Genomic DNA, 24,978 nt, shown 5'->3' with positions numbered 1-24,978 from the left:
GCTCCCTCGAGCTGACCACCGTCGCGAACCCGCGCCGCACCCAGCTCTGAGCCGAACGCGCAGGAGGCCGGACCCCGTCGGGGTCCGGCCTCCTCGTCGTCGTGGGCCCGCCCGCCTCAGGGGGTCTTCAGGACCCCCGCCCGGTACCAGTGGTGCAGCAGCTCGTAGCCGTTGTCCCCGGTGACCCAGGGCACGGGGGAGTCCGCCGGCATCGCCGTCGGCGCCAGCGGGTGCCCACCGGCCAGCAGCTGCTCGGCCGGGGTCAGCCGGCGGATCGCGACCCCGGCGACCCGCTCGGGCGCCGCGGCCAGGAACTCCGCGTACAGCGCGGGGTCGTGCTGACCGTCGTCGCCCACCAGCAGCCACGTCACCTGCGGCAGCTCCCGCGCCAGCCGGGCCAGCGACTCCCGCTTGTGGCGGGCGCCGTCGCGGAACAACCCGGTGTTCGTGGGGCCCCAGTCGGTCAGCAGCAGCGGGCCCGCGGGGTAGCCGGAGCGGTGCAGGAACCGGGTCAGGGTGGGGGCGACGTTCCAGGCCCCCGTCGAGAGGTACAGGACGGGGGCGCCGGGGTTCTCGGCGACGACCTGCTGGTACAGCTCGGCCATGCCGTTGACCGGGACGCGGGCGCGCTCGTCGAGGACGAAGCTGTTCCACGCCGCCACCAGCGGACGCGGCAGGCGGGTCACCACGACGGTGTCGTCGATGTCGGAGAGCAGCCCGATCACCGGGTCCGGCCCCACGACGACGACGCGCGAGGTCCCGCTGTGCCGCAACGCGCTCTGCGGCACCGGTTCCGCGCCGCCCTCGGTGTCGTCCTCCACGCGCTCGGCCGCGGTGCCCGGGCCCGCGTCCTCGCCGTCGGGACCGACGGTCAGGACGACCTCGTGCTCGCCCGGGGGCAGGTCGACCTCGACGACCTCGTCGACGTAGCCCTCCCGGTTGGTGCGCAGCACCCGCTCGTGGCCGCCGATGCGCACGGTGACGGCCGCCCCGGAGACGGGGACGGTGAGGAAGTTGCGCCAGCCCCGCACCTTGCGGGTCCCGTCGCGCTCGGTGTCGGCCGGGGTGTCCTCCCGGCCCAGCAGCACCCGGCCCAGGACCCGCACCCAGCCCGGGCCGCCGTAACCGGGGTAGGCGATGGCCCGGGCGTGGTAGCCGCGCCGGCGCAGCCGCGAGCCGGCGAGGCCCTTCACCGCGTCCTCCAGGCGGGCGGCGCGGTGCAGGCCGTGCTCGCCCGGACGGGGCGCGAGGTCCAGGGAACGCAGCTGCTCCAGGTCGCGCCGGGCCTCCTCGATGCGCCGTGCCCGGCGCTGCGCGCCGGTGAGAGCGGGTCGGTTGATCACCCGCCCGACCCTAACGGGCGTCGAACCCCCCGGCGAGGCGGTCGAAGCCCTCGTCCAGCGGGACCCGTGGGGACCAGTGCAGGCGCTCGCGGGTGCGGGTGGTGTCGAACCAGTGGGCGGTGGACAGCTGCTCGGCCAGGAACCGCGTCATGGGCGGCTCGTCGGGCAGCCCGAAGCGGGTCCAGACCCGCTCCACCACCGACCCGGCGACCTTGGCCGCCGCCGCGGGCACCCGGCGGGTGGGGGCCGGCACCCCCGCGGCCCGGCAGATGCGGGCGAAGACCTCGCTGACGGTGCGGGGCTCGCCGTTGGTGACGACGAAGGCCTCCCCGTGCACGCCCTCGTCCTCGCAGCGGTCCAGGGCCGCGAGCAGGGCGTCCACCGCGTTGTCGACGTAGGTGGTGTCGATGAGCGCCGTCCCGTCGTCCAGCAGCGGCAGCCGGCCGGCGCGGGCGCGGTCGGCGATGCGCTGGACGAGCTGGGTGTCCCCGGGCCCCAGCACGATGTGCGGGCGCACCGCGCACACCGCGAACCCCGGGGCGTCGGCGGCCAGGGCCAGCAGCTCCGCCCGCGCCTTGGTCACCGCGTACGAGCCGTGCGCGGTGGCCGGGTCGGCGGGCGTGGTGCCCACGCCCACCAGCGCGGACCCCGCATGGGCCACCGAGGGCGAGGACACCATGACGAAGCGAGACACCCCCGCCGCCCGGGCCGCGGCGAGCAGGTTCGCGGTGCCGTCGACGTTGGTGGCCACGTACTCCGGGTGGGGCCCGGTGACCGACACCTTCGCCGCCAGGTGCACGACGGCCTGCACGCCCTCCACGGCCCGCGCGCAGGCCGCGGGGTCGGTCACCGACCCCAGCACCTCCTCGAAACCCTCCAGGCCCGCGGGGCGGCGCTGCAGCAGCCGCACGTCCTCCCCGCGCGCGGCCAGGGCCCGCGCGGTCTCCCGCCCGAGCATCCCGCTCGCTCCCGTCACCAGGACCTTCACGCCAGCTTCCCCGCCCTCTCGCCCGCCAGGACCCGCTCCGCCCAGGCACCCACCCGGGCCCGGTCGATCTTCGAGTTGTGCCGCACGTCGGTCGGCAGCGCGGGCACCAGCAGCAGCGCCACCAGGTTCCGGCCCGTCGCCGCGCGCACGGCCTCGGCCAGCTCGGGGTCGGCGACGGTCGTGCGGGTGATCCCCGGCACCACGTCGGCCTCGACCTCGGCGACGACGGCGAACCGCCGCGCCGCGCGCGGCCCGATCCCCACGAACGCCGCCCGCGCGATGCCCGGCACGGACTCCGCGCGCTGCTCGACCCCCACGGGGGTGACGACCTCGTCGGCGGTGACGACGACGTGGGCCAGGCGGCCCTCGACCCACACCCGCCCCTCGGCGTCCAGGTGCCCCACGTCGCCGGTGCGGTGCCAGCGCCCCGGGCGGACCCGGCCCAGCAGGGTGGGGGAGGGGCGCACGTCGACGCTGGCGGCCTGGGTGAACCACAGCTGGTCGTAGTGGTCCTTGACGTGCTCACCGCCCACGACGACCTCGCCCACGGCCCCGGGGGTGCTCACCAGGTCCAGCCCGGCGCGCCCGTCAGCGTCCAACGGCGCGATCGCCACCACCACGCCCTCCACGGGCCGGCCCACGCAGATGCCCTCCCCGGCCCCCGCGGCCAGGACGTCGGAGAGCCCCACGTCGGTCGCGGGCAGCACCTCGGTGGCGCCGTAGGGGGTGCGGGGGTCGGCCAGCGGCATCAGCTCGCGCACCCGCTGCAGCAGCGGGGTGGGGACCGGCGCCCCCGCCGAGAGCAGCGTGCTCACCCCGCCCAGCGCCTCCCGCTGCGCGGGGGTGAGGTCGCCGGCGGTGGCGAGGACGTTGACGACCGCGGCCGGGGCCAGGAACACCGACGTCGCCGAGGCCGCCGCGACGGCCTCGGCCAGGGCCGCGGCGGTCAGCGTCGCGGGCCGGGTGACGTCCATGGCCGGGACCACGCAGGTGGCGCCCAGGGCGGGCCCGAACAGCGCGAACGGCGCGAACGCCGACACCAGCGGCTGCCCCGGCCCGATGCGGATCGTGGCGCCCATGGCCTGGGCCAGCTGCGCCAGCTGGCCGTGGGTGTAGACGACGCCCTTGGCCGGCCCGGTGGACCCGGAGGTGAACAGCACCGCCGCCTCGGCGCCCGGCGCCGGTTCCACGGGCGCCTCGGCCCCCGCGGCCAGCCGCTGCGCCCCGGTGCGGGCCACCTGCAGCAGCGTCGCCTCCACCCCCAGCGCCCTCAGGGCGGCGTCGGAGACGTCCCCGGCGGCGACGCGACGACCCGGCCAGCGCAGGACCCGCGCGGCGGCCAGCGCCTTGGGCACGCCCACCACCCAGTCCACCCCGGCTCCGGTGACGGCGCGCGAGAGGCCCCGCACGCCCAGCCCGGCGTCGGCGACGACGGCCACCGCGCCGATGCGCAGCAGCGCGTACAGCGTCGCGGTCAGGTCCGCCCCGGGCGGCACCAGCAGCGAGACCCGCTGCCCGGGACGCACCCCCAGCGCGGTGAAGCCCGCGGCGAGCTCGTCGGTGCGGCGCGCCAGCAGCCCCCACGCCACGCGGCGCGAGGTCCCGTCGGGCGACATCTCCACCACGGCGGGGGAGGAGGCCGTCGCGGGGTCGGCCGCGCGCTGCTCCAGCGCCGCCCACATCCGGGGCGCCGGCACCGCGGGGGCGGCGGCGGTGGTGTCGGGGGAGACCGGGTGCAGGACCCGCTCGTCCAGCCAGCGCAGCACCGCGGCCGCGAACTGCGGGTCCTCCGGCGTCAGGTGGCTGGCGGTGGCGAAGCGGTGCACGTCGGCGTGCGGCACCCGCGCCCGCCAGTCGCGCAGGAACCACTCGGTGAACACCGGGTCGCGCGGACCCCACGCCACGAACGTCGGCAGCCCCGCCGCCGCCAGCGCGGCGACCCCCTCGGTGACCGCGTCCAGCGCCGGGCGGCTGGGGTGCCCGGCCCCCACCGGGACGTCGGCGACGAAGGCCTCGATCCCCGCGCGCTCGCCGCGGCTGCGGTACGGGCCGCGGTAGGCGGCCTTCACCGCCGCCGGCAGCGGCGGCTTCGGCAGCGCCAGCGTGGTGCGCAGGAACACCTCGCTGCGGGAGGTGACCCCGGGCAGCACCCCGGGCAGCAGCGCCAGCTTCAGCACCCCCGGCGCCGCGGCGTCGGCCGGCCAGCTCGCCGCGGTGTTGGCCACGACCAGGCCGGCGACCCGCAGCGGGGACGCCGGGCCGGTGGAGGCGTGACGACCGGCGTCGCGCCGGCCCCCGCCGCGCGCGAGCTCCCCGGCGGCCCAGCCCGACACGACGATCCCGCCCCAGTCGTGACCCACGGCCACGACCTCGCCGGACAGCTCCAGCGCCTGCACCAGCCCGGCGAGGTCCTCGACCCGGTCCGCCAGCCGGCGCGTGGTGCCGGTGCGCTCGGAGTACCCCATCTCCAGCTGGTCCACGGCCACGACCCGCCAGCCCAGCTGCACCGCCGAGGCGGCCGAGGCCAGCCCCCGCCACAGGTAGGACCACGTCGGGTTGCCGTGGACGCACAGCAGCGTCCCCACGACGTCGTCGGGCCCGGCGTCGGGCGCGGTGTCCAGCACGTGCCACGTCCGCAGCACCCCCGCGTGGTCGGGGGCCTGCACCAGGCGGGACCAGCGCGGGTCGAAGCCCGGCAGGTCCGCGGGCGGGGTCACCGCCGGCAGCGGGAGGCCAGCGCTCACCACTGCAGCTCGAGCATCGCGGTGTTCAGGCCGGAGCCCACGCCCATCGCGATGACCCGGTCGCCGGGGGAGAGCTCCGGCGCGGTCGCGGCCAGCGTCATCGGCAGCGAGATCGGCCCCACGTTGCCCCACTGCGGGAACGTCATCGGCACCTTCGCCGCGTCCACCCCGATCCGCTCCACCAGGGTCTCGGTGTGCACCTTGGAGATCTGGTGGATGACGAACTTCTCCGCGTCCCGCCAGCCCCACAGCTCGTCGCCGGCGTTGAACGCGTCCACGACGATCTCGATGCCCTCGGTCAGCATGAGCTTCGCGTCGGTCTTCATGTGGTTCATGTCCCCGATGCACAGCTCGTGGTGGGCCGTGCCCGCCCGGCTCACGCCCCCCACGATCCGGTGCGCCTCGGGGTGCTCGTCGGCGCGGCCGATGACCGCCGCGGCCGCCCCGCAGCCCAGCGTCATCGTCGCGAACTCGTTGAGGAAGTCCTTGCGGGTGATGCCCTCGCGCTGCAGGCGCGCGATCGTGCCCTCGTGCATGCTGCGCACGTCCTCCGCGCCCAGCACCACGGCGTAGCGGATCATCCCGGAGTCGATCATCGCCGAGGCGACCTGCACCCCGTTGACCCACGCCAGGCAGGCGTTGGCGATGTCGAAGTTCATCGCCGACGGCGGCAGGTCCATCCCGTGGTGCACCGACGTCGCCACCGCCGGCTCCAGGTGCGGGCGCGTCACGGTCGTGGAGATGACGACGCCCACCTCGCTGGCGTCGACCCCGGCCTCGGACAACGCCTTCGCCCCGCACTCGGCGGCCACGTCGGAGGCCTTCTGGCCCTCCGCCCACCAGCGCCGCTCGCGCACCCCCGCGACCTTCTCCAGCAGCCCCGGCCGCAACCGCAGCCGCTCCAGCGTCCCCGACAGCACCTCGTCGAAGTAGGAGGAGGGCACCACCTGCGGCGCCTCCACGTGCGAGATCGACAGCAGCGCCGCGTTCGCAGGGGCGAACGTCGCGTTCCCGTGGAACGGCGAACCGTCCCGGGCCGCGCGGTCGGAGGCAGAAGGGTCGTACAAGGGCTTCCCCGATCCATCGTCGTCGGCCGCGCGGCGGTGGCTCGCCGTGCCGGGTCCACCGTCCACCCGTTGGCTGCGGGCATCCGCGCGGCGGGCACTCAGGTTAACCGTCGTCGGGCGCGGCGCTCGCCGAGGTCATCCCCGACCGCCCGCCGGGCCCGCGGCGCCCGCCTCGCCCAGCACCCGGGACGCCGCGCGCTCCAGCGCCTCGCGGGCCCCGTCCAGCTCCGCCCGCGCCGGCACCGCCCGCGCGAAGCACGCCCGCTCCACCACCCCCAGCGCCTCCACCGGCACCCCCCGGGACCCCGCCGCCCCCAGCCGGGCCCGCCACGTCGACAACCCCTCTGCCGGGCCCCGGCGCCGATCCGGCGGCAGGGCCGCGTCGAAGCGGTCCAGGGCCACCAGCAGCGCCACCAGCGAGGCGTCCCCCCGCCGCCGCGCGCCCACCGGGACCGCCGCGCTCGCCGGGGCGCCGGTCCCGCGGCGCGCCCGCAGCACCAGCCAACCTCCGACCACGACCCCGGCCAGCACCGCCGCCGCCACCACCCGCGACCCCGTGCCGTCCAGCAGCGCACCCACCGCCCGCTGGGCCCACGACCACGCCCCTGCCCACCACGGGCTCCGGGACCCGGCCACCGGCACCGCACCCGCCGTGGGGTCCGACGTCGTCCACCCCTGGCCCGGCACCCAGACCTCCACCCACGCGTGCGCGTCCACCCCGCGCAGCACCCGCCGCCCGTCCACCTCGGTGCCCGCCGCGAACCCCGTCACCAGCCGCGCCGGGATCCCCGCCGAGCGCAGCAGCACCACCTCCGCGCTCGCGAACTGCTCGCAGAACCCCACCTGGTCCACGAAGAGGAACGCGTCGACCGCGTCCTCACCCGCCCCGGGCACGGGTGCGTCCAGCGAGTACCGCGCCACCGAGCGCAGGTGCTCCTCCACCGCCAGCGCGACCGCCGCCGCGCCGCCCCCGGCGCCGTCGGCCAGCTCCCGGCCCAGGTCCCGCACGCGCTGCGGCACCGAGGCGGGCACCTGCAGCCACCGGCCGGCGTCGGCGGGAGCCGGCCCGGCCGTCCCCGGTGCGACGGCGTCGCCCACCGTCGGGGTCTGCCGGGACGTCACCGCGTACCCCGCTCCCGGCGGGGTCAGCAGCACCGAGGTCCCCAGCACCCTCAACCGGGTGCCGTCGGCCCGCGGGGACACCCCCACCGGTGACCCCGCGCTGACCAGCGCCGGGTACTCCGAGGACAGCGGGCGCACCTCGTCCACCCGCCGCACCGGCGACGCCCCGTCCTCCGCGCCGGCCGCCCAGCCCTCCGGCACCGCCGACCACGTCGCCGTCGCCGCGCTCGCGGACCACGTGCGCCCGTCGTAGGTGTCCAGGACCCCCGAGCGCCACCACGACGGCGATCCCGCCGGCACGCTGAGCAGCTCCGTCTCGGGCAGGTCCCCGCGCGAGGACAGGTCCAGCTCGCCCCCCGCGTACGCCGCGCTCGACCGCGGCGCCGCCGCGGCGGCCCCACCAGCGGCCGCGGCGCGTCCCAGCGCGCCACCGGCCAGGACGGCGCCCCCGGTGGGGGGCACGAGCAGGAACAGCACGACGCCCGCCGTCCCCGCCGCCACGACCGCGCGCACCGTCCGGCCCCGCGGCCCGGCGCCCGGCCCCCGGTGCGGCACCGCCCCCGCGAACCCGGCCAGCACCGAACCCCACACCAGCACCAGCGGGCCCACCAGCGCCGCCACCGGCGACACCCCCGCCGCGGCCAGCACGACCAGCACCGACAACCCCAGCACCAGCCGCACCTCGCGCAGCGAGCGCGCGGTCGCGAACTGCAGCACCGCCAGGGCCAGCCCCAGCACCGGCCACACCGCCAGCGCCCCCGAGGACGCCGCCAGCCCCGGCGCCCATACCGCGCACCCGGCGGCCCCCAGCACGCCCACCGCCACCGCCGCCGCCCGCCGCGGCACCCGGCGCACCAGCACCCCCAGGGCGACCCCCAGCGCCGCCGCGACCAGCCCGCCCACCGGCACGCCCCCGGTCACGGCCAGGCCCCACGCCGACGCCACCACCGCGACGGCCGCGCACCCCAGCGCCACCGGAGCCGGCGCGTGCGTCGCGAACCCGTCCGCCGCCACCGCACGACCCGCCCGCCTCACGACGCGTACCCCCAGCGGGCCCGGGCACCGCCCGCGACGAGCTCACCCACCAGCACCCGCCCCGAGCGGCCCGCGGAGCGGCGCGCCGCGACCACGCCCGCGGCCACCGGTTCCGGGGCGCCCACGGCCGCCAGCACGTCCAGCGCCCCCGGCCCCGCGGCGCTCGCCCCGCCCGCCACCACCCGCACCGCGCCCCCCGACGCCAGTTCGCGGCGCACCAGCGCCGCCGCCGAGGCCACCAGCTCCTCCCACGCCACCTCGTCCTCCACCCCCGACGCCCCCAGCACCACCACCAGCGGACCCGCCGCCTCCGCCTCCCGCTCCACCACCACCAGACCCGCACCGGGCCCACCGGGTCCCCGCCCCGCCGCGCCGCGGCGGGCGCTCGCCCGCCGGTGCAGCGAGGACGCCCCGTCCCCGCGCCGGAACGGCCGCACCCCCGCCACGTCGAGCCCCCCGGCGCTCGCGGGCGGCGCCGGCAGGACCGGCACGGGGGCGGGGGCGGGGTGGACGTGCACGGGCGCGGGGACCCGCCCGGAACCGCTCACCAGCAGCAGCCCCAGGCTGTCGCAGGCCTCGACGACGACCTCCGGCCCACCGCTGAGGCCCCGACGGCCCGCGCGCCGGGGCACCCGCACCGAGACCACCGCCCCGGCGGCGACGGCCGGCAGCCCGCAGTGGACCTCCGCGAACCCGTCCCCGCGCAGGCGCAGCAGCGCGGCGGGCAGGTCGCGGGAGCCGGTGTTGCGCACGTGCACGACGTGCTCGACCACGTCCCCGGCGCGGGTGCGCGCCGGGACGTCGACGCGCACGGCCAGGGACCGGACCCGCGGCGAGGTCGCCGCGGCGACCCCCACCGCACCCAGCAGCAGGCACCCGAGCAGCGTCAGCCACCGGTTGCCGACGCCGAAGGACAGCAGCACCAGCGCCGGGCCGGCGGTCGCGGTGAGGACCGGGCGCAGGCGCGGGGCCCGCGGCGCCGCGCCCAGCCGGACCTCGCGGTCGGGGGCGGTCACCGGTGCAGCGGGACGGCGGTGCCGGGCACCAGGCCCGCCGCGAGGCGCTCCTGGGCCAGGGTCCGCGACCCGGCCCCCCCGACCTCCAGGGGTTCGTGCTCCTCGGCCAGCAGCAGGCGGTGGGCCAGCACCGGGACGACGAGGGCCTGCACGTCCTCCGGCAGGACGTGGTCGCGCCCGGCGAGCAGGGCCCGCGCCTGCGCGCAGCGGACCAGGGTCAGGCCCGCGCGGGTGCCCGCGCCGAGCCGGACCCGCGGGTCGGTGCGGGTGGCCCGCGTCAACCCCACGGCCAGGTCCAGGGTCGCGTCGGCGACGTGGACGCCCGCCGTGGCCCGCTGCAGCGCGAGCAGGCCGGCCAGGTCCAGGACCGGGGTCAGCGTCTCGGGACGGTTGCCGGCCAGTTGCTCGCGCAGCACCCGGCGCTCGACGTCGGCCGTCAGCGGGCCCAGCACCAGACGCACCGCGAACCGGTCGAGCTGCCCCTCCGGCAGCGGGTACGTGCCGTGCTGCTCCACGGGGTTCTGGGTCGCCACCACGACGAACGGCTCGGGCAGCCGGTGCCGGACGCCGTCGACGGTCACCCTCCGCTCCTCCATGGCCTCCAGGAACGCCGACTGCGTCCGCGGCGAGGTCCGGTTCAGCTCGTCGACCAGGACCACCGGCGCGAAGAGCGGACCGGGCACGAACCGGAACCCGCCCGAGGCGGGGTCCCAGACCCCCGAGCCGGTGACGTCGGCGGGCAGCAGGTCCGCCGTCGCCTGCACCCGGGAGCACTCCGCGCCCAGGGACGCGGCGAACGCGGTGGCCAGGGTCGTCTTCCCGCTGCCGGGCACGTCCTCCACCAGGACGTGGCCGCGGGCCAGCACGGCCGTGACGAGCAGCTCCACCGCCGCCCGGCGACCGCGCACGACGCGCTCGACGCCGTCCACCAGGGCCCGGGCCGCGGCCGTGGGGTCGGGCAGCGGGGCGGGAGCGGGCGCGGGCGCACCGGAGGGTTCGGGCAGGGGGTGGTCCACCCCTCGGTGATCGGCACCGGGCGACGCGCACCGGAGGCTCCGGGGGTGCGCGTCCCCCGACCGGCCCACCGCCCGCGTGGCGTGATCGCCACCCCCAGCGTGCTACGGTTTTCCTCGTTCGCACGGGCCGCAGGGCCCGGGTGGGCACCACTCGTCCGGGTGGCGGAATAGGCAGACGCGCTAGCTTGAGGTGCTAGTCCACGTATAGTGGGTGGGGGTTCAAGTCCCCCCTCGGACACTCGTTGAGACAGCGACGAACAAGCCCCTGACCAGCAGAAATGCAGGTCGGGGGCTTCTTCGTTGCCGGGCCTAGAACGGCTAGGACTCACCCGGGACTTCCAGTTACCTCCCAAAAGAGGCAATTGGAGGTAACTTGGTGTCCATGAATCGACCGCACCCTTCCACCACCGGCCCGGTCTCGGCGGCCACGGCGACGGCCCGGCAGTGGTGGCCGGACGACATCCGCGCGCTGGTCTGGGACACGCTGCAGGCCGCCGAGGACGACGAAAGCACCGACATCGTCGAACGCGGGGACCGCGTCTTTGCCGCTCTGCACCGGCACGCCGTGCTGCGCCAGGCCGTACTCGCCCTGGCCGAGGTGTTCGCCACCGAGGCCGGGGCCGAGTCGGACCCATCCGTCTACCGGACCCTCGACCAATGCGCCGCGCGCCTCGCCCGCCTGGCGGAGGTCAAGCCGTGAACGACGGGAGCGCTCGTTCGCGCCTGATCGACGTCATCGCCCAGGTGCACGCCGACGACGAGGGGGTCACCCAGCCCGTCTTCGTCGACCACGCCGACCACCTGTTCGCCGACAAGGTCCTCGCTGCCCTGGCCTCCGCTGGCTATGACGTCGTCCCGCGCGTCGAGGCCTGGGACTGGGGCGTCCGCTTCCTCGACGTCCCCGGCATTGATCAGCAGTTCCCCTCCGAGGAGGCGGCCCGCGACCGCTGCCGTCACCCCCACGCCAGGCCCGTGCTGCTCCGACGCCGCCGCGCCGGCCAGTGGGAGGTCGCTCTATGAGCGACCTCATCGCCTTCCTGGCGGCGCGGCTGGACGAAGACGAGCAGGTGGCGCGAGCGGCGACCCAGGGCCGTTGGGTGTGGGAGCCCGAGGGCTACCTGAGCAGCGGCAACCTGCTGGCCACTCAAGACACCTGGTACCGGTGCTCCTACTTCTGCCGCTGGGGTACCGGCTCGATCACCAGTCGCGGCACGGTCGGCGAGCCGGGACACGAGCACCTCGTCAGCGAGACCGTGCTCGGCGCGTCCGGGTACGAGGACCCGTCCATCTCGGCGGAGGACGCGGACCGGGAGCACATTGCCCGCCACGCCCCCGCGCGGGTACTTCGGGACGTCGCAGCGAAGCGGGCCATCCTCAACGCCTGCGTTAGCCACCAAGACGCGGAGTACCCCTACGACAACGCCATGGAGGACGCCGTCGAGTGGCTTGCTGCCGCCTACTCCGACCACCCCGACTACGACCCCACCTGGAGCGCGACGTGATCCTCGTGCAGCCCAACGGCAAGCTGGCCATCTGGTCCTCGATCGTCGACGCCATCGTCGTCTACGACGCGACCGACGAGGAGATCCTCGAGTACGAGGCGGAGCGCGCTGCCGAGCTGGCGCGCTCGTCCACCCGCCGGGCCATCGAGCGGGTCCGTGCCGGGCTGGTCCCGCGCAACCTGCACCTGACGTGGGAGGAGGCGCTGCAGCAGCACGTCGAGCGCCACGGGCCCTTTGAGGGTGGGCAGGAATGACTCACCGCACTCCTCTCGATCGAGGCCTCAGTCGCGACCAGCTGGCGCACGTCGTCACCTCCCTGCCAGAACCGGAGCCAGAGGACCTCGGTCCCTGGGTCGACCACGACTTCCTGGTCGGGCTCACCGTCACTGACTTCCACGTCGAGGACCAAGACGCCTTCCGGCGCTTCTGGCTGAACGACCGGGTGGGCGCCCAGGCACCGCGCCCGGAAGACCTCACCCGCGGGCCGGGGATGGGTGGCGGCGCGTGAGCATCGGCGAGATCTGCCAGTTCTGCGACCAGCCCGGACAGCCCATGGAGTCGATGTGCCGGCACGAGCACCCCGCCACCCCAGTGCTGTGCTCGAAGCATCAGGGCATGTTCGATAGCGAGGATCTGGCCTGCTCGATCTGCCTCCGTGACGTCCTCGACGTGCATCAGCACTACTGCGTTCTTATCCCCGCCCGACTGATTTCTCCCCAAGGGAGGCCTGTGTGAGCGCCGTCGACGGCCGGCGCGAGCCGCCGCGCATCGAAGAGCGCAAGAACACTGACGGGTCCATCAGCTACCGCGTCCGCGTGCGCCTGCCCGACCTGTCCAAGCCGGTCGTGCTGGGGAAGCCGGCGCCCACGAAGCAGGTGCCGAAGGTCTTCGACACCTGGGCCGACGCCGAGCACTTCCGGCAGCTGATCCGCAGCATCGGCCTGCAGCGCGCCGTCGAACTCGTCGACGCGAAGACCCCGGCCGCAGAACCGGTGTCGCGCGTGACGGTCGCGTCGTGGCTGACGCACCACGTCGAGCACCTCACGGGCGTCACCGAAGGAACCCGCCGGGACTACCTGCAGATGATCGCCATCAGCATCGGGCCCGCCCTCGGCAACATCCCCCTCGCCGTCCTCAGTCGGGACGACGTCACCGGCTGGGTCAACGAGATGGAGCGCCGCGGCCTGTCCGGCAAGACGATCAAGAACCGGCACGCCTTCCTGTCCTCCGGCCTCACGCGCGCCGTGGGCGTGCACCTGCCCACGAACGTCGCCAAGGGGATCCGCCTGCCCCGCCAGGACGCCAAGACCCGCGAGCCGGTCTTCCTGACTCCCGATGAGTACCGGGCGCTCGAGCTGGCGATGCACCCCATCGGCCGGCCGCTGCTGCTGCTGATGGCCGGCACGGGCATGCGCATCGGGGAGGCCACGGCCTTGCAGGTCGGCGACGTCGACCTCACCGGCCGCGACCCCGTCGTGCGCGTCGTGCGGGCTTGGAAGCACACCGACAACAACACCCAGGAGCTCGGCCCGCCGAAGTCCCGCAAGGGCAAGCGCTCCATCGCCCTGTCCGACGCGGTCGCTGACTACCTCGCCGACCTCACGGCCGGCCGTGGCCCTAAGGAGTGGGTCGTCACGACCAGCCGCGGCGACGCCTGGCGGGCCAACTACTGGCGGGAGAAGTACTGGCACGACGCCGTGAAGCGCTCAGGCATCGGAAAGAGCCCCACACCCCACGACATCCGGCACAGCCACGCGTCCTGGCTCATCGCCCAGGGCGTCGTGCTGCCCGTCATCCAGGCGCGCCTGGGCCACGAGAAGATCACCACCACGGTCGACACCTACGGCCACCTGTCGTCGGACATGCACCGGACCGCGGCCTACGCGATCGGTCGGGCGCTGGGCGGGGGCCGGATGAGGGAGCTGCCGGCGGGCAGCTGAGGTGGCCTGCAGCTGCCGAGCGCTACCGGTCCGAAGCCGGTGACCTGCCCCGGCCGATCAAGGGCTCAAGGACTTGTCCCATTCCGCCACCAAGTGCCGATGCCCTATGAAACGCTGGGTGACAGCCCATCACGTCACAGGAGACGCACATGTCTACGTACCAACCGCAGGCCCCTGCACGGCCGCAGGCCGCGGGGATCGCCACCGCCAGCGTCGTCCTCGGTGCGATCGGCTTCATCGTCGGGATCTGCGCCCCGATCGGCCTTGCCTTGGGTCTCGTCGCCCGGGGGAAGGCCAAGCGCGGCGAGATCAGCCCCGCACGCATCACCGCCGGCATCATCGTCTCGGCAATCTCCACAGCTCTCCAAGCGCTCGTGCTGATCGGCATCATCACCGGCCTTTCCAACGCCGACAACGCCACCACGACTACGGCGCAGCCAGTCGCCAGTGTCCCGGCTTCGGAGCCCGCCCCCGAGGAGCCAGCTGCCGCCGCCCCGGCCCCCGTCCCCACTGAGACCCAGGCGGCTCCGGCCCCCGCTCCCGCCGAGACAACGACCTCCGAAGCTCCTGCTCCGACGGCCACGGCGGAGCCCCTGCCAGTCGCTCCGGGTATCGGCCAGGCGGTCATTGCCGCCGACGTCGCCTACACCGTCACCGCCTTCGACTGCGGCATCGCCCAAGTGGGCAGTGAATACCTCAACCGCACCGCGCAGGGCGAGTACTGCGAGGCCACTGTCGACATCAACAACCAGGGCACCAGGGCGACCACATTCAACAGCTCTCAAGCCAAGGCCTACATCGGCGACATCGAGTACGCGGCCGATGGCGAAGCCAGCATGTACGCCGACGACGGCAACGCCTTCCTGACGGAGATCAACCCGGGGAACACCGTCACGGCGAAGTTGTACTTCGACATGCCGGCCGGCACCCGCCCCGACCGCCTGGAGATCGGCGGCGGTCTGTTCAGCGACGGTGCGATCATCAGCGTCGCCTGACCCAAGGAGGTCTCAGCATGTTCGGCAAGAAGGACGACGACGGCGATGGCAAGACGCGCGTGGAGAAGGCGCAGAAGCTCCTCGACCCCGCCTTTGTCAACCGGCAGTGGTCAGTGCAGGACGCACCCAGCCACATGCGGGACGTCATGCGCGCTTATGAGCAGATCAAGCTGACCGAAAAGCTGATCGCCGAGCAGCAGGAGACCAACCGTCTGCTGCAGCTGCTCGTGGACCGTCAAGCCTGACCCGCTGTGGCGCTATCGCAGCCCGACCGGAAGCGCGACATGGATCTGCTCTGCTACCGCCACCTGCGTGAGAGCGAGGACGTCCCCGCAGTCACGGTGGGCCTGGGAATGGCCTTATGTCGACCCTGCGTCCTGGCCGCTCTCGATGAGGCCGTCCTGGCCAAGCGGGTTGCGGAGGAGGAGATCGACGCGGCGATCGCGCAGACGGTGGCCGAAGCGGAGCGCGACACCGCCGATGCGTTCGAGCGGCTTCGCCGGCCTGAGAGACCCGGTTGGCGTCTCTAATCTACTGGCGGGCATGACCCGCTCCATCTTCAGTCGGCGGGAACCCCTTGACGGTGAGGCCTGCGTGGCCCTGCATATCGTGCTGGTCTCTCTATCGAGTACGAACTCAGGTCGACAGCTGCTAGAGATTCCAATGCAGTGAACACGTCAAGCCCGTGAAGCGATAGGACAATTGTTGCTATGAGTGAGACGGAACTGTACGACCCTTTTCCTGTCATGCCGCCAGATCTGGTGCATGCCATCGGCATGGTCGCAGTGCAGGCCTCCCGACTGGAAAACACGACTGCTGTAGTCATGTGGTCAACGGTGGCGGCTGACCAGCTTGCCGTTCGACGGATGCCGACAACACCTGACGAATTCGGCGCCATCGTGCAGAGTCTCCATAAGGTTGCTCGGACACTTGCCCCAGACACGGGGCAGCGTCTACGTTCTTGGCTCCAAGTAGCAAAGAACACCATGGACCAGCGGAATCGCGTGCTTCACGGTTGGTGGGGTGGGGCGCCCAATAATCGTGACCAGTACATGTGCCAGAGCATGCGCAGGTTCAAGGGTCGCCAAAGTCGGCCGACCACTTGGTGGATGACTGTTGAAGACGTGGAGCACGTGGCAAATGAGTTGGCCGAGCGTTTATCTGAACTGCAGCAGTTGATGCCGGACCTTGTTGCGGAGTTGCCCCACGCTGGTGAATACCTTCGGCCAGGTAGAAACCTGCCGGACGATGTAGCGGGTAAGGCGCGGCCGGAAAATTTCCAAGGTCAGCCAGGCCCTGGGCTACGGATGACCAAGGGGCCAGAGTCATAGAACTCCGTCGTTGGCGCGCTACATCTTTGACAGAGTGGTAAGCCAGCCTGTTCTGGAGCAGATAAGTTTCCCCATCGGTCTTCGAGGCGGTGCTTAAATGCTTGGACGCCATGGGCCACCTGGTGGCGAAGGGGCGGCCGGGCGACGCCCTACCTCCGGGGTGAGGCTGACCCCTGTTGGGCGGATGTGCTGCGGTCGCGGGGTGGCGACTGAAGTTGCCTCAGCTCTTCCGGTTCTGCGGTCATCCGGATAGGTTGCCCGGGCGAGTCACGGACGGTGACTACGCGTAACGACCGGGAGCACCGTGATGACGCGCACCGCCCGCCGACTTCTCGCCGCCGCAGCTGCCGCGGTCAGCGCCCTTGCCCTGGGCGTCCCCGCCGCTCAAGCCGCGCCCGCCCGCAACGGCGTCGTCTCCTTCGTCCAAGATGCCTCACCCATCGGCATCCCCTGCGTGGGGTCATGGTCGTGGGAGCCGAACTTCATCGAAGCCGACCGCACCGCCTGGGCCCCCAACGGCGTGCAGGCCGCGATCCTCGACCCCAACGGCGCGCTCATCGTCATCAACACTCGCACCTGCGCAAAGCGGACCGTCGCTACTGGCGTCAGCCGCTTCCATGGCCTCGCCTTCACCCCCGACAGCCGCAGCATCGCCATCAGCCGCAACGGAGACCTCTTCCTCATCAGCGCTGGCACCGGCGCTACCGTTCGCAAGTTGACCAGCACCCGCCTCATCGTCGAAAGCGACCCGTCCTTCTCGCCCGACGGAAAGTCCGTCGCCTATCGCCGCGAAGGCGCCATCTGGATCCAGACCATTGCAACCGGCCAGAGCATCCGCTGGCGCGTCGGCGCCATCAACCCGCAGTACTCACCCGACGGCACGAAGATTGCCTACCAGGTGTACGAGGGGGACGAGCCGGCATACAACCGCGGTGACGGGCGCATCTGGTATGCGCCCGTCACGGGTGGGACACCAAAGGACACTCTCATCGACGCCAACGCCGACGACTTCGTCTGGTCCCCCGACGGGACAGCTTTCGCGTTCAGCGCCGCCAGCACCGGCGAGAACGCCTACACCATCTTCCTCGCCCGGACCACGGGACGGATCTACCAATCCGTTGGGGGCACCCCGTCCAGTGGCGTGTCTTGGCAGCCCCTGCGCTAACCAGGGAACGGGTGGCGCACCAACGGCGTACCTAACCCAGGAAGCAGCAACGGCGAACGGCCCCCACCGCCGCAGTCTGCGGAGGTGGGGGCCTTGTACGTTGGCCTGCCGGGCGCGATGAGCGGCCGTCCGGTGGGCGTTGGAGCAGTAGCGGGCGTCACGCCGCGCCGGGTGGAAGGTCGCGCCGCAGTGCCTGCAGGTGACGATGGGGCGCGCAGGCGGCGCTGCGGACGGTGGGCACCGCGGCGCAGCCCCCGGCGCAGGTGGGGCGGTGAGCGCGGCGTGCAGTGCGCGGCGTGCCCGGGTCAAGAGCTGCGAGACCGCCGACTCACCGACCCCCAGCTTGTCGGCGATCTCAACGAGGGTGGCGTCTCCCCAGTAGTAGGCCGCGACGGCAAGCCGTTGGTGGTGGGTAAGGCCGGCCATGGCTCGGGCAAGGTCGACACGGGCGATGATGTGCCCGACGTGATCGTGCGGGTCGGGCGTGATGTCCCCGCGGGTCACAGGCGTGCAGGACCGGTGTCGGTGACCGATGGGCTCGTCGAGGGAGACGGTGGCCATCGTGAGGGCGAGCTTGCCGTTGTAGCCGACGCGCCCGTATCGGCTGCGAAGGCCGTCGGTGATGGTCGTCTCGACGTGGCGACGCACCCATGCAGCGGAGCTGCCTGCACCGCGCCAGGCGCGGGCAGCGTTCCAAAGGCCGAGGAAGGCATCGGACTCGACCTCGTCCAGGTCGCCGCGCCAACCGGCCTGCGCGGCGCGGCGGCGGGCGACCCAGAGGGCGAGGCTCCAGTGGCGCTCGACGAACGCCGTGACGTCCTGGTCAGCCGTGCGGGGGCTCATCAGGGGTCGAGGTAGTCGGGTCGGGGCTGGCGCCGTTGGGGATGTTGTAGACGGTGATCCCCGCGGCGAGGGCGGCGATGGCGATGCCGACCCATTCCTGGCCGGTGACGACGCCGTCGACTAGGGCGGTGCCGGCAGCACCGAGCCCGGCGAGGGCGCCGGCGCTGATGGCCTTCACGTACAACTTGGGCTGGGCGAGGGCGCTCATGGTCACGCTCCCCGCAGCTTTTGGACGGCGGCGAGGGTGTCGGTGGCGATCTTGTTGGTCCACTCGGTCATCTCGCGCCACGACATGCGGCGTCCGTTGCCCTCGCCCTCAACCTTGGACGCGACGCTGTCCTCACCGATGAGCACCTTGTGGATGTCGGCGAGCTGCTGGGCCTGTTCGGGGGTCAAGTCGTCCTCCTGGTGGGGTGCGGGCTTGGGCAGAGTGAGTCGCGTGACGGCGGTGTGGGCCTGCTCGGGGCTGAGCAGCGCCTCGAAGTGCATGGGGTCTGGGCGGGACCACTCCCGTCCCCAGGACAGGCTCCACTTCGCGGCGATGGCGTAGGTCTCGTCGCGGGGGAAGTCGGAGCGAACGGGGGAGCCCATCGGGTTGGCGCCGGCGTTGAGGTCGACGGCCAGGCCCCAGGAGTGGTTGGAGAGGTACTTCGGGTTCCGGGTCCGGCCCCACTGCTCCTCGTAACCGCGGATGGGGCGGAAGTTGTACCCGCCCGCGGAAAGCAGCGGGGCCCGGCGGGTGCGGGCGCGCAGCACCTGCAGGTCGGCGACCAGGCCGCGGAAGAGGGGGCCGACCGCGGGGTGCACGCGGATGGGGAAGCCGGGCACGGTGAGGACTCCGACTGCCCGTTCGGCGGGGGTGGGGTCCGGCTTGGAGACGAGGTAGAGCTCGTGGGCGGCGAGCTGGCGGATGGGCCAGCCGCGGTCGAGGGCCGTGGCCATCAGGACGACTCCCCGTCGCGGTCGCTGGCGCGGCGACGGCGCAGGTGGTCCGGCTTCGGGGCGCGCACCGCGGACTGGGCGCGGGACTGCAGGACGACGCGGGCCCAGGCGGCGTAGCCGATGAGGGGGTAGAGCGCAGCCCCGACGGAGCGCCGGAGCGGGTAGTCCCCGAAGAGGTACACCGTCAGGATGAACCCGAGCGCGGCGGTCAGGCAGGCCATGAGGAGCATGACGTTGCGGCCGGTGGCCGACCCGAACCAGGCGCCGCTGGTCGAGAAGTGGTAGCGCACGACGAACGTAGCGCATCCCAGGAAGGCGATGCTGACGCCGATCATGTTGGCGATGAACAGCTGCGGCTCGGTGAGGAAGGTTGCCCCGACGATGATGGCGGACACGGCGAGACCGCCGATGACGAGGTGTCGACGGATGCTCGTGCTCATGGGTTCCTCCTGGGGTGCTCGCCGTACAGGCGGTCGATCATGGTTCCGAAGCCGTTGACGGCGAGAGAGTGGTCAGATCTCTTCATCAGAGCGTCTGCCGCATCATTGAGCTCCTCTGCCTCCGCTAGCCGCCTTCGGGCCGCGGCCAAGGTGGGGTCTAACGCGGCGTCCGTCTCCGAATGGTCCGGTTCGGGCTGACGCTGCGGGCGGTCCCAGAACTTGAACCTCATGACGAACCACCAGGTGAGTCGATGGGGGAGGGGTGCGGGTAGTCGGGCGGGACGGGGGTTCCGGATGCGCGCATGAGGCTGAGGTGGAACTCCTCGATGAGGTGCTGCGTCGAGGCCTGCTGCGCCATGAACTTGCGGACAGCCTCGTCTTGGATGTCGCCGCGGGCCTCGAGGGCGACGATGGTCAGACGGGCCCTCTCCAGTTCGGCGTCGCGGCTGGCGATCTCAGCGTCCTTCACGGCCAGCATGCGTTCAACCGAGCTTCGGGGCTGAACGTGACCTCGGAGCATGGCGTAAAGGAAGGCCAGGGCAAAGCCGAAGAGGCCGAGGGGCGAAGGGTCGAAGCCGAGGAATTGGGCGAGGCCAGCGACCTCTTCCGGTTGGGCGGTCTCGTAGGGCACAGCCACCCCTTTCGGGTGGTTCTGGTGGGGCGGGGTGACTGTGCCATCCGTGGCGAAGCGCGCTCCTGGCCTTAAGGATTCTCGTAACCGGGCGAGACGTACCCGATGCCGACCTTGGAGGGATCCACGAACGGGGCAGGGGGTGGACCCTGCTGCAGGCCCACCCAAGTGCCGCCGACGGCCTGGGCGTAGCTGCGGCCGGGCCCCGGGTTGATGTAGACGTTGTAGCAGGTGCGGCGATCCTTGCCGAGAACGTCCGGGTTGGTCACATTGATCAGCTGCGCCGTGCTCTTCGGACTGGGAGGACTGTAGGTCGATCCGTCGACCCCGTGGAAGTCCATGTTGCGGAACTGGTACAGGTCCAGCGGAACGTAGCTGCCCGGGTAGAACTTGACTGGCTGCAGGAACAGGGATTGGTAGGTGCATTCCGGCGCACTGAGTCGGTCCACCCGCAGGCGCCACGGACCGCGCCACACCTGCAGCACGTCGCCGCCGTCATGCGTGCCGCCGCCAGGCGGTACACGCCAGTTGACCCGCTGGCAGTAGTAGTTCTGAATTGTCACCGTGGCGCGAGTGTCGTTCATCATGTCGACATTGACGCCCTCCCACACCTCCACACCGCTAATCTTCAATCCCTCGATAAAGATGTGGCGCGGTGTCGCCAAGCCGGCCGTGCCGGTGTTACCGACGATGTAGACCCCGCGGTTGAGCTTTGCCGCGTCGGACCCTGCATCTCCGGTATAGGCAGGGCTGTTGAGGCGGATGTCCCCGCCGCGCCAGATGATGTTCCTGCCGCCCTTGATCGTCACCCCGTTCTTCCAGGTGATTGGAACAGGAGTGTTGATGATCACGTCTTGATCGTTCGCGAACGTGCGCGACGACGTGGCTGCGGAGGTGATGTTCCAGGTCACCGGGTTCACCAGCGTCGGGGGCGCCCAGCGCAGCTTGCTCGAGACGGGACCTGTGGACAGTTCGTTCGGGGCGACGTCGGGCGGGTATGTTGGGTCGACCGGCGTGGTCGGGTCGACCGGGTCGACCGGATCGGGTGGCGGGGCCGTTCCGGCGGACCTCGCGATCTTGACGAGGGTTCCTTCCAGGATGCCGCCGCGGCTGTTCTTAAGGAGCGCGTAGCCGGTCATGCGGTGAAGACCTGGAAGCTGTCGACGGCCGTCGTCTGGTCCTGGCTGTACGTCTGACCCGAGGCCTGTGCCTGGAGACGGAACCCGGCGTACTGGTTGGAGGCGAGATCAGCGTCCACGCCGCTCCAGATAACGGTGCCGTTCACCTTGACCGAAGCGGCGTCGGTCGCGGTTCCGGGCACGACCTCCACGGCATCTCCCGCGGCCCCCGTGATACTGGAAGTAGCCAGGATCGTGGCTGCCCCGGCGACCACCTTGCGTACCACCCAGACGCCCCCGTCACAGTGCACCTGGAAGAAGTTGGCGGCGTCACTGCTCACGGCTCGGAAAAGGCAGCCCGTGCGGCGCTTGGTGGTATCTGCCAGCAGGGCCTTCCATACCCAGCGCAGACGCTTCGCCGCCGACGGCGCGCCAATGTCCAGCAGGTGCGCCACGGGCTGGTTGCCAGCAGCGCCACGGACGCCGCCGTCGTACAGAGCAGAACTCCAGGCCGTGGCCGAAGTGGTGTAGACGACCCAGGGTCGTGCAGTGCTTCCGTCGCTGGCTGTGCGCGGACTGGCGGCAGACCAGGTGGACGTGCCGGAGAAGAGGTCGGCGTAGAGGGCCGGCGTCGTCGGAGTTGCCGTCAGGGCGTAGACCGGGATGACGTCGATCTGGTATCCCTGCGAGTTGGTCAGGCCAGTAACCGTACAGGACAGGACGGACGGGGCAACGAAGGCGAACGAGACCCACGCGCCAAGGGTGGAGCCGACGATGGTGCGGTATCGGACCTCGTACCCCTGAATACCGACCGTCGATGCCGGCGCCTCCCAGGTGGCCGTCGCCTGCCCCGCGCCGGCCACCACGTTGAGGTTCTGCACGCGCATCGACAGGCCGGTGACAGGCTCGATGTCGGTCGTGGCGAGCTTGCCGTCGAGGGTCGACTGCAGGTCGGCAACGGTGTCGATGGGCTGACTGCCGGTGTGGGTCGATCGGTCGCGCAGCTGCGTGTCGGAGGCATTCGCGGTCGCGCCGGTCGCCACCCCGTTTAGCTTGGACTTGTCCGCGGCTGCCATCAGCCCCGCCGAGGTGGTCGTGGCTGCCGTGGTCCCGGCCTTGCTCAACAGGTCTGCGTTTGCCTCAGAAATTGTCGTCTGGAGGGCTGCCCGTAGTTCCGCGAGGGCGTCGACGATCTGCTGGTGAAGCTGGACGTGGATCTGTTCCTTAGCGTCAGCCTGTGCCTGCGTAGGGCGGGTGACGGCGGTGGTGGGGGTGAAGGAGTTGACCATGGTTTCGGGCTCCTCAAAGGGTGGAAGTGAAGGTCGACTGGAGGGATCCGGCAGGTGCCTCGGGGGTGGACCCGCCACCGGTGTTGGTGATGATGAGCAGGCCGGCCTGGGGGTCGTAGGCGACCTGGATGCCGGGCCCAGCAACGACCATCTGCGCAATCTCGTTGCGGATCAGCCGCTGGAGGGCGGCGGTCTTGGTGTACTCCGTGAGCGCCGCGTCGATGCTGTCGTCGACCTGGTCCCTGGTGGGGTGTGACTGCAGGTCCGTGGTCTTGGCGTATCCCTGGAGGGCGTCAGCCAGCGCAGCCTGATTCAGAAAGGCGGGAAGGATGACGTTGCCGCGGGCGTCGGGCTTGTAGGCCGTCGAACCGACGGTGACGGTGCGCACGAAGCCGAGAGTGATGATCGGCAGGCCATCGACCTCGAGCAGCTTGTTGAGGTTCACGATCCTCAGCTGCTGGCCGTTCTCAGTGATGGTCTCGACGTCGTCGTTGGTGACGGTTACGGTCCACGTCTTCGGCCGGGGGGAGCCGTTGATGCGGGCGACGATGTCCAGCTGCAGGGGGCGACTGAGGTCTGGGTCGTCCCCGACGGGGACGGGGATGTCCAGGCGGCCGTTCTGCAGGCGCACCTCGACGGGCGCATCGGTGATGAGCGTGTCGCCGATGCCGGTGAAGTAGCGGGCAGAGATGGACAGGATGGCTGGCGATGGGTCGCCGTTGAACTTCAGCCAGTTGGCGCGTAGGCGGGCGACGGACAGCTCGTTGGGGAAGGCCATGGGTAGCCCCTTTCAGGGTGGCCAGTCAGGTGGTGGGCGCGCTGGTGGAGGTGACGCCGTTGGCGCCGTGGGCAACGGCGCGGTAGGCGTGCTCGACGCCGGTGGCGGGGGTCCAGTCCGTCCACACCGTGCTTACCGGGAGGTTGGCCGCGACCCGCTCCTCGCTGCCCTCACCGGCCCGGCGGTACAGGTCGAGGAACCGGACCGCGGGTTGGGTGCCGGTGGGGGCCGGGCTGACGAGGTCGACGATGATGGAGCCGTTGACGTCGTCTGCGGTGACCGACACTGCGGTGACTGCGGGGGCCGTGTAGGAGACCGTGGCGGTGACCGTCGCCCACGGGGACCAGAGGCCGCCGGCCTGGATGCGCACCGCGAGGCGGCGGGTGACGTTGTTCTCGGGGAACGTCAGGCGCTGCTGTCGCTGCTGACTGGTGACGGTCCCCGTCGTGGAGATCAGCGCGCCGCTGGTGTCACTGACGCGCACCTCGAAGCTGACCTGGGAGGCGCTGGACCACTGGGCGGTGAACGTCTCGGTGGGGATCTGCCCGCCGTTGGTGGGGGACGTCCACGTCGGTGCCGGTGGTGGGGTGCCGGCGCGGAAGTAGGACGCCGCCGACCAGGGGCCCACGACGCCTTGAGCGTCGTAGGTGCGGACCTGCCATTGGATCTGCTGGCTGTCCCCGAAGGTGCCGGTGGGCACCGTGTAGCTGGCGGTGGGGGTCTCCTGGGGCCTCCACGTCCATGTGTCGGAGCCGACGACGCGGTACTGCAGGTCGAACTTCGACTGCCGATCATCGACGTCGGGGTCGTTGAACTGCCAGCGCAGGGTGATGGGCTGGGTGCGGTCCACGACGGCGTTGGTCGCAGGCTCGACGATCAGCGGCGCGTTCGGTGGGACGTTGAGGGTGTCCAGGGAGACCCGGGTGAACTGCACCTGGTCGGCACCTGCGGAGATGCCGTGGGCGTTGCGGGCGCGGGAGGTGGCGTTGGAGTCGGTGGCGGTAGCCACCTGGCTCCCGTTCACCCAGGCCGTGATGGTGGAGCCCTGGGCGCGCAGGCGCAACAGGGGTGCGTAGGCGGTCTGCCCGGACCACACGATCGAGCCGTCGGGGTTGATGAGGCGGCTGAAGTACAGGGTGTAGGAGCCGGGGACGTACACCTGGCACGTGCCGGACTGCTGCACGCTCTGGAGATAGGCGCGGTAGGAGCTACGGCCGGTGCCGGAGCTGCCCCCACAGGCCCCGCCGATGCTGCTCGGGAACGAGGAAGACCCGCACTGCGACTGCGTCATGGTCTGCCCGATGGTGGGGCAGTTCGGCACGTCGTAGCTGTCGGTCGTGAGCTCGGAGACGGTGTAGTAGGCGGTGTAGCTGGGCTGAGTCTGGTAGGAGCCGCTGGAGTACGTCTGGTAGTAGCCCTCGAGCCGCCACCCGCCGAGGCCGCCGGGTCCGCGGACGAAGATGCCGGCGTAGTTGCCGCCGGCGACTTGGGCGGTGAGGTCGGCTTCACCGGTGCCGGCCAACAGGAAGGCGCCGCTACCACCGGGCAGCGTGGCGACGTCGCCGTTGAGGCTGGCACTGCTGTTGGGGTTGGACCAGACGCCGTCGCCGGACTCAGTGCGGGACCCGGAGAGACTGCCGGTGCGGGTGAAGGTGTCGACGAACAAGGTCATT

27 protein-coding genes, 1 tRNA gene and 1 pseudogene are annotated in these 24,978 nt (G+C 72.3%); 12 read left to right on the top strand and 17 right to left on the bottom strand.

The window, feature by feature from the left end:
- Positions 1-116: 116 nt before the first annotated feature.
- The 7 genes from KRAD_RS02655 to KRAD_RS02625 all read right to left on the bottom strand — a co-directional run bounded on the left by KRAD_RS02655 (position 117) and on the right by KRAD_RS02625 (position 10,331).
- The gene (locus KRAD_RS02655; protein ID WP_083782197.1) at positions 117-1,256 is read right to left on the bottom strand and encodes an App1 family protein; all 1,140 of its coding nucleotides are present in this window, start codon (positions 1,254-1,256) and stop codon (positions 117-119) included.
- A gap of 97 nt (positions 1,257-1,353) precedes the next feature.
- Positions 1,354-2,331 carry an NAD-dependent epimerase/dehydratase family protein gene (locus KRAD_RS02650; protein ID WP_011981695.1) on the bottom strand — a complete coding sequence of 326 codons (978 nt, stop codon included), beginning with the start codon at positions 2,329-2,331 and terminating at the stop codon, positions 1,354-1,356.
- Positions 2,328-5,075 (bottom strand): alpha/beta fold hydrolase, encoded by a 2,748-nt coding sequence (locus KRAD_RS02645; RefSeq protein WP_011981694.1) that lies wholly within the window; start codon positions 5,073-5,075, stop codon positions 2,328-2,330. Before KRAD_RS02645 ends, KRAD_RS02650 begins: the two co-directional genes overlap by 4 nt.
- A complete protein-coding gene (locus KRAD_RS02640) occupies positions 5,072-6,142 on the bottom strand; it encodes a 3-oxoacyl-ACP synthase III (protein ID WP_011981693.1) in 1,071 nt (356 codons plus the stop codon). The genes KRAD_RS02645 and KRAD_RS02640 overlap by 4 nt, the downstream gene beginning before the upstream one ends.
- A 135-nt stretch (positions 6,143-6,277) precedes the next feature.
- On the bottom strand, positions 6,278-8,278 hold the full coding sequence (locus tag KRAD_RS26490; RefSeq protein WP_041291859.1) for a transglutaminase-like domain-containing protein: 2,001 nt from the start codon (positions 8,276-8,278) through the stop codon (positions 6,278-6,280).
- Between the two features lie 17 nt (positions 8,279-8,295).
- Positions 8,296-9,315 (bottom strand): DUF58 domain-containing protein, encoded by a 1,020-nt coding sequence (locus KRAD_RS02630; RefSeq protein WP_011981691.1) that lies wholly within the window; start codon positions 9,313-9,315, stop codon positions 8,296-8,298.
- Complete coding sequence (locus KRAD_RS02625; protein ID WP_203417479.1) at positions 9,312-10,331, bottom strand: AAA family ATPase; 1,020 nt, start codon at positions 10,329-10,331, stop codon at positions 9,312-9,314. The genes KRAD_RS02630 and KRAD_RS02625 overlap by 4 nt, the downstream gene beginning before the upstream one ends.
- 153 nt (positions 10,332-10,484) lie before the next feature.
- Between KRAD_RS02625 and KRAD_RS02620 the strand changes: the two genes are divergently transcribed.
- The 12 genes from KRAD_RS02620 (at position 10,485) to KRAD_RS26810 (ending at position 17,264) form a co-directional block, all read left to right on the top strand.
- A tRNA-Leu gene (locus KRAD_RS02620) sits at positions 10,485-10,569 on the top strand.
- Positions 10,570-10,713: 144 nt separating this feature from the next.
- Positions 10,714-11,031 carry a hypothetical protein gene (locus tag KRAD_RS02615; RefSeq protein ID WP_011981689.1) on the top strand — a complete coding sequence of 106 codons (318 nt, stop codon included), beginning with the start codon at positions 10,714-10,716 and terminating at the stop codon, positions 11,029-11,031.
- A complete protein-coding gene (locus tag KRAD_RS02610; protein WP_011981688.1) occupies positions 11,028-11,351 on the top strand; it encodes a hypothetical protein in 324 nt (107 codons plus the stop codon). The genes KRAD_RS02615 and KRAD_RS02610 overlap by 4 nt, the downstream gene beginning before the upstream one ends.
- Entirely contained in the window at positions 11,348-11,833 is a 486-nt protein-coding gene (locus tag KRAD_RS02605; protein ID WP_011981687.1) for a DUF6221 family protein, read from the top strand. The genes KRAD_RS02610 and KRAD_RS02605 overlap by 4 nt, the downstream gene beginning before the upstream one ends.
- On the top strand, positions 11,830-12,087 hold the full coding sequence (locus KRAD_RS02600; RefSeq protein WP_011981686.1) for a hypothetical protein: 258 nt from the start codon (positions 11,830-11,832) through the stop codon (positions 12,085-12,087). The genes KRAD_RS02605 and KRAD_RS02600 overlap by 4 nt, the downstream gene beginning before the upstream one ends.
- Before the next feature lie 250 nt (positions 12,088-12,337).
- Positions 12,338-12,568 carry a hypothetical protein gene (locus KRAD_RS02590; RefSeq protein ID WP_041291857.1) on the top strand — a complete coding sequence of 77 codons (231 nt, stop codon included), beginning with the start codon at positions 12,338-12,340 and terminating at the stop codon, positions 12,566-12,568.
- Positions 12,565-13,773 (top strand): tyrosine-type recombinase/integrase, encoded by a 1,209-nt coding sequence (locus tag KRAD_RS02585; RefSeq protein ID WP_011981684.1) that lies wholly within the window; start codon positions 12,565-12,567, stop codon positions 13,771-13,773. Before KRAD_RS02590 ends, KRAD_RS02585 begins: the two co-directional genes overlap by 4 nt.
- A gap of 149 nt (positions 13,774-13,922) precedes the next feature.
- The gene (locus KRAD_RS23875; protein ID WP_011981683.1) at positions 13,923-14,768 is read left to right on the top strand and encodes a DUF4352 domain-containing protein; all 846 of its coding nucleotides are present in this window, start codon (positions 13,923-13,925) and stop codon (positions 14,766-14,768) included.
- 17 nt (positions 14,769-14,785) lie between these two features.
- Entirely contained in the window at positions 14,786-15,013 is a 228-nt protein-coding gene (locus KRAD_RS02575) for a hypothetical protein (RefSeq protein ID WP_011981682.1), read from the top strand.
- A gap of 6 nt (positions 15,014-15,019) precedes the next feature.
- Complete coding sequence (locus tag KRAD_RS02570; RefSeq protein ID WP_011981681.1) at positions 15,020-15,298, top strand: hypothetical protein; 279 nt, start codon at positions 15,020-15,022, stop codon at positions 15,296-15,298.
- A gap of 180 nt (positions 15,299-15,478) precedes the next feature.
- Positions 15,479-16,099, top strand: coding sequence for a hypothetical protein (locus KRAD_RS25845; protein ID WP_011981680.1), 621 nt, complete (start codon positions 15,479-15,481; stop codon positions 16,097-16,099).
- A 307-nt stretch (positions 16,100-16,406) separates the two neighbouring features.
- A complete protein-coding gene (locus tag KRAD_RS26810) occupies positions 16,407-17,264 on the top strand; it encodes a TolB family protein (protein WP_011981679.1) in 858 nt (285 codons plus the stop codon).
- 288 nt (positions 17,265-17,552) lie between these two features.
- On the opposite strand, the pseudogene KRAD_RS27795 reads toward KRAD_RS26810, so the two are convergent.
- The 10 genes and pseudogenes from KRAD_RS27795 to KRAD_RS02515 form a co-directional block, all read right to left on the bottom strand.
- A pseudogene (locus KRAD_RS27795) lies at positions 17,553-18,107 on the bottom strand (sigma-70 family RNA polymerase sigma factor); the annotation flags it as partial.
- Positions 18,088-18,315, bottom strand: a complete 228-nt coding sequence (locus tag KRAD_RS02560; RefSeq protein WP_011981677.1) for a hypothetical protein — start codon at positions 18,313-18,315, stop codon at positions 18,088-18,090. The gene KRAD_RS02560 and the pseudogene KRAD_RS27795, both read right to left, overlap by 20 nt.
- A 2-nt stretch (positions 18,316-18,317) precedes the next feature.
- On the bottom strand, positions 18,318-19,049 hold the full coding sequence (locus tag KRAD_RS02555; protein WP_011981676.1) for a M15 family metallopeptidase: 732 nt from the start codon (positions 19,047-19,049) through the stop codon (positions 18,318-18,320).
- Positions 19,049-19,489 carry a putative phage holin gene (locus KRAD_RS25840; RefSeq protein WP_011981675.1) on the bottom strand — a complete coding sequence of 147 codons (441 nt, stop codon included), beginning with the start codon at positions 19,487-19,489 and terminating at the stop codon, positions 19,049-19,051. The genes KRAD_RS02555 and KRAD_RS25840 overlap by 1 nt, the downstream gene beginning before the upstream one ends.
- Positions 19,486-19,719, bottom strand: coding sequence for a DUF7620 family protein (locus tag KRAD_RS27790; RefSeq protein ID WP_041291854.1), 234 nt, complete (start codon positions 19,717-19,719; stop codon positions 19,486-19,488). Before KRAD_RS27790 ends, KRAD_RS25840 begins: the two co-directional genes overlap by 4 nt.
- A complete protein-coding gene (locus KRAD_RS02540) occupies positions 19,716-20,120 on the bottom strand; it encodes a hypothetical protein (protein ID WP_041291853.1) in 405 nt (134 codons plus the stop codon). Before KRAD_RS02540 ends, KRAD_RS27790 begins: the two co-directional genes overlap by 4 nt.
- Positions 20,121-20,191: 71 nt before the next feature.
- The gene (locus KRAD_RS02535) at positions 20,192-21,259 is read right to left on the bottom strand and encodes a hypothetical protein (RefSeq protein ID WP_011981673.1); all 1,068 of its coding nucleotides are present in this window, start codon (positions 21,257-21,259) and stop codon (positions 20,192-20,194) included.
- Entirely contained in the window at positions 21,256-22,527 is a 1,272-nt protein-coding gene (locus KRAD_RS02525) for a fibronectin type III domain-containing protein (protein WP_011981672.1), read from the bottom strand. The genes KRAD_RS02535 and KRAD_RS02525 overlap by 4 nt, the downstream gene beginning before the upstream one ends.
- 13 nt (positions 22,528-22,540) lie before the next feature.
- The gene (locus tag KRAD_RS02520; RefSeq protein ID WP_011981671.1) at positions 22,541-23,305 is read right to left on the bottom strand and encodes a hypothetical protein; all 765 of its coding nucleotides are present in this window, start codon (positions 23,303-23,305) and stop codon (positions 22,541-22,543) included.
- A gap of 25 nt (positions 23,306-23,330) precedes the next feature.
- The gene (locus KRAD_RS02515) at positions 23,331-24,977 is read right to left on the bottom strand and encodes a glycoside hydrolase family 78 protein (protein WP_011981670.1); all 1,647 of its coding nucleotides are present in this window, start codon (positions 24,975-24,977) and stop codon (positions 23,331-23,333) included.
- Position 24,978: the final 1 nt, after the last annotated feature.

The sequence above is a fragment of the Kineococcus radiotolerans SRS30216 = ATCC BAA-149 genome (assembly GCF_000017305.1).
Classification (GTDB): domain Bacteria; phylum Actinomycetota; class Actinomycetes; order Actinomycetales; family Kineococcaceae; genus Kineococcus; species Kineococcus radiotolerans.
This window is presented reverse-complemented; position numbering and strand designations above follow the sequence as displayed.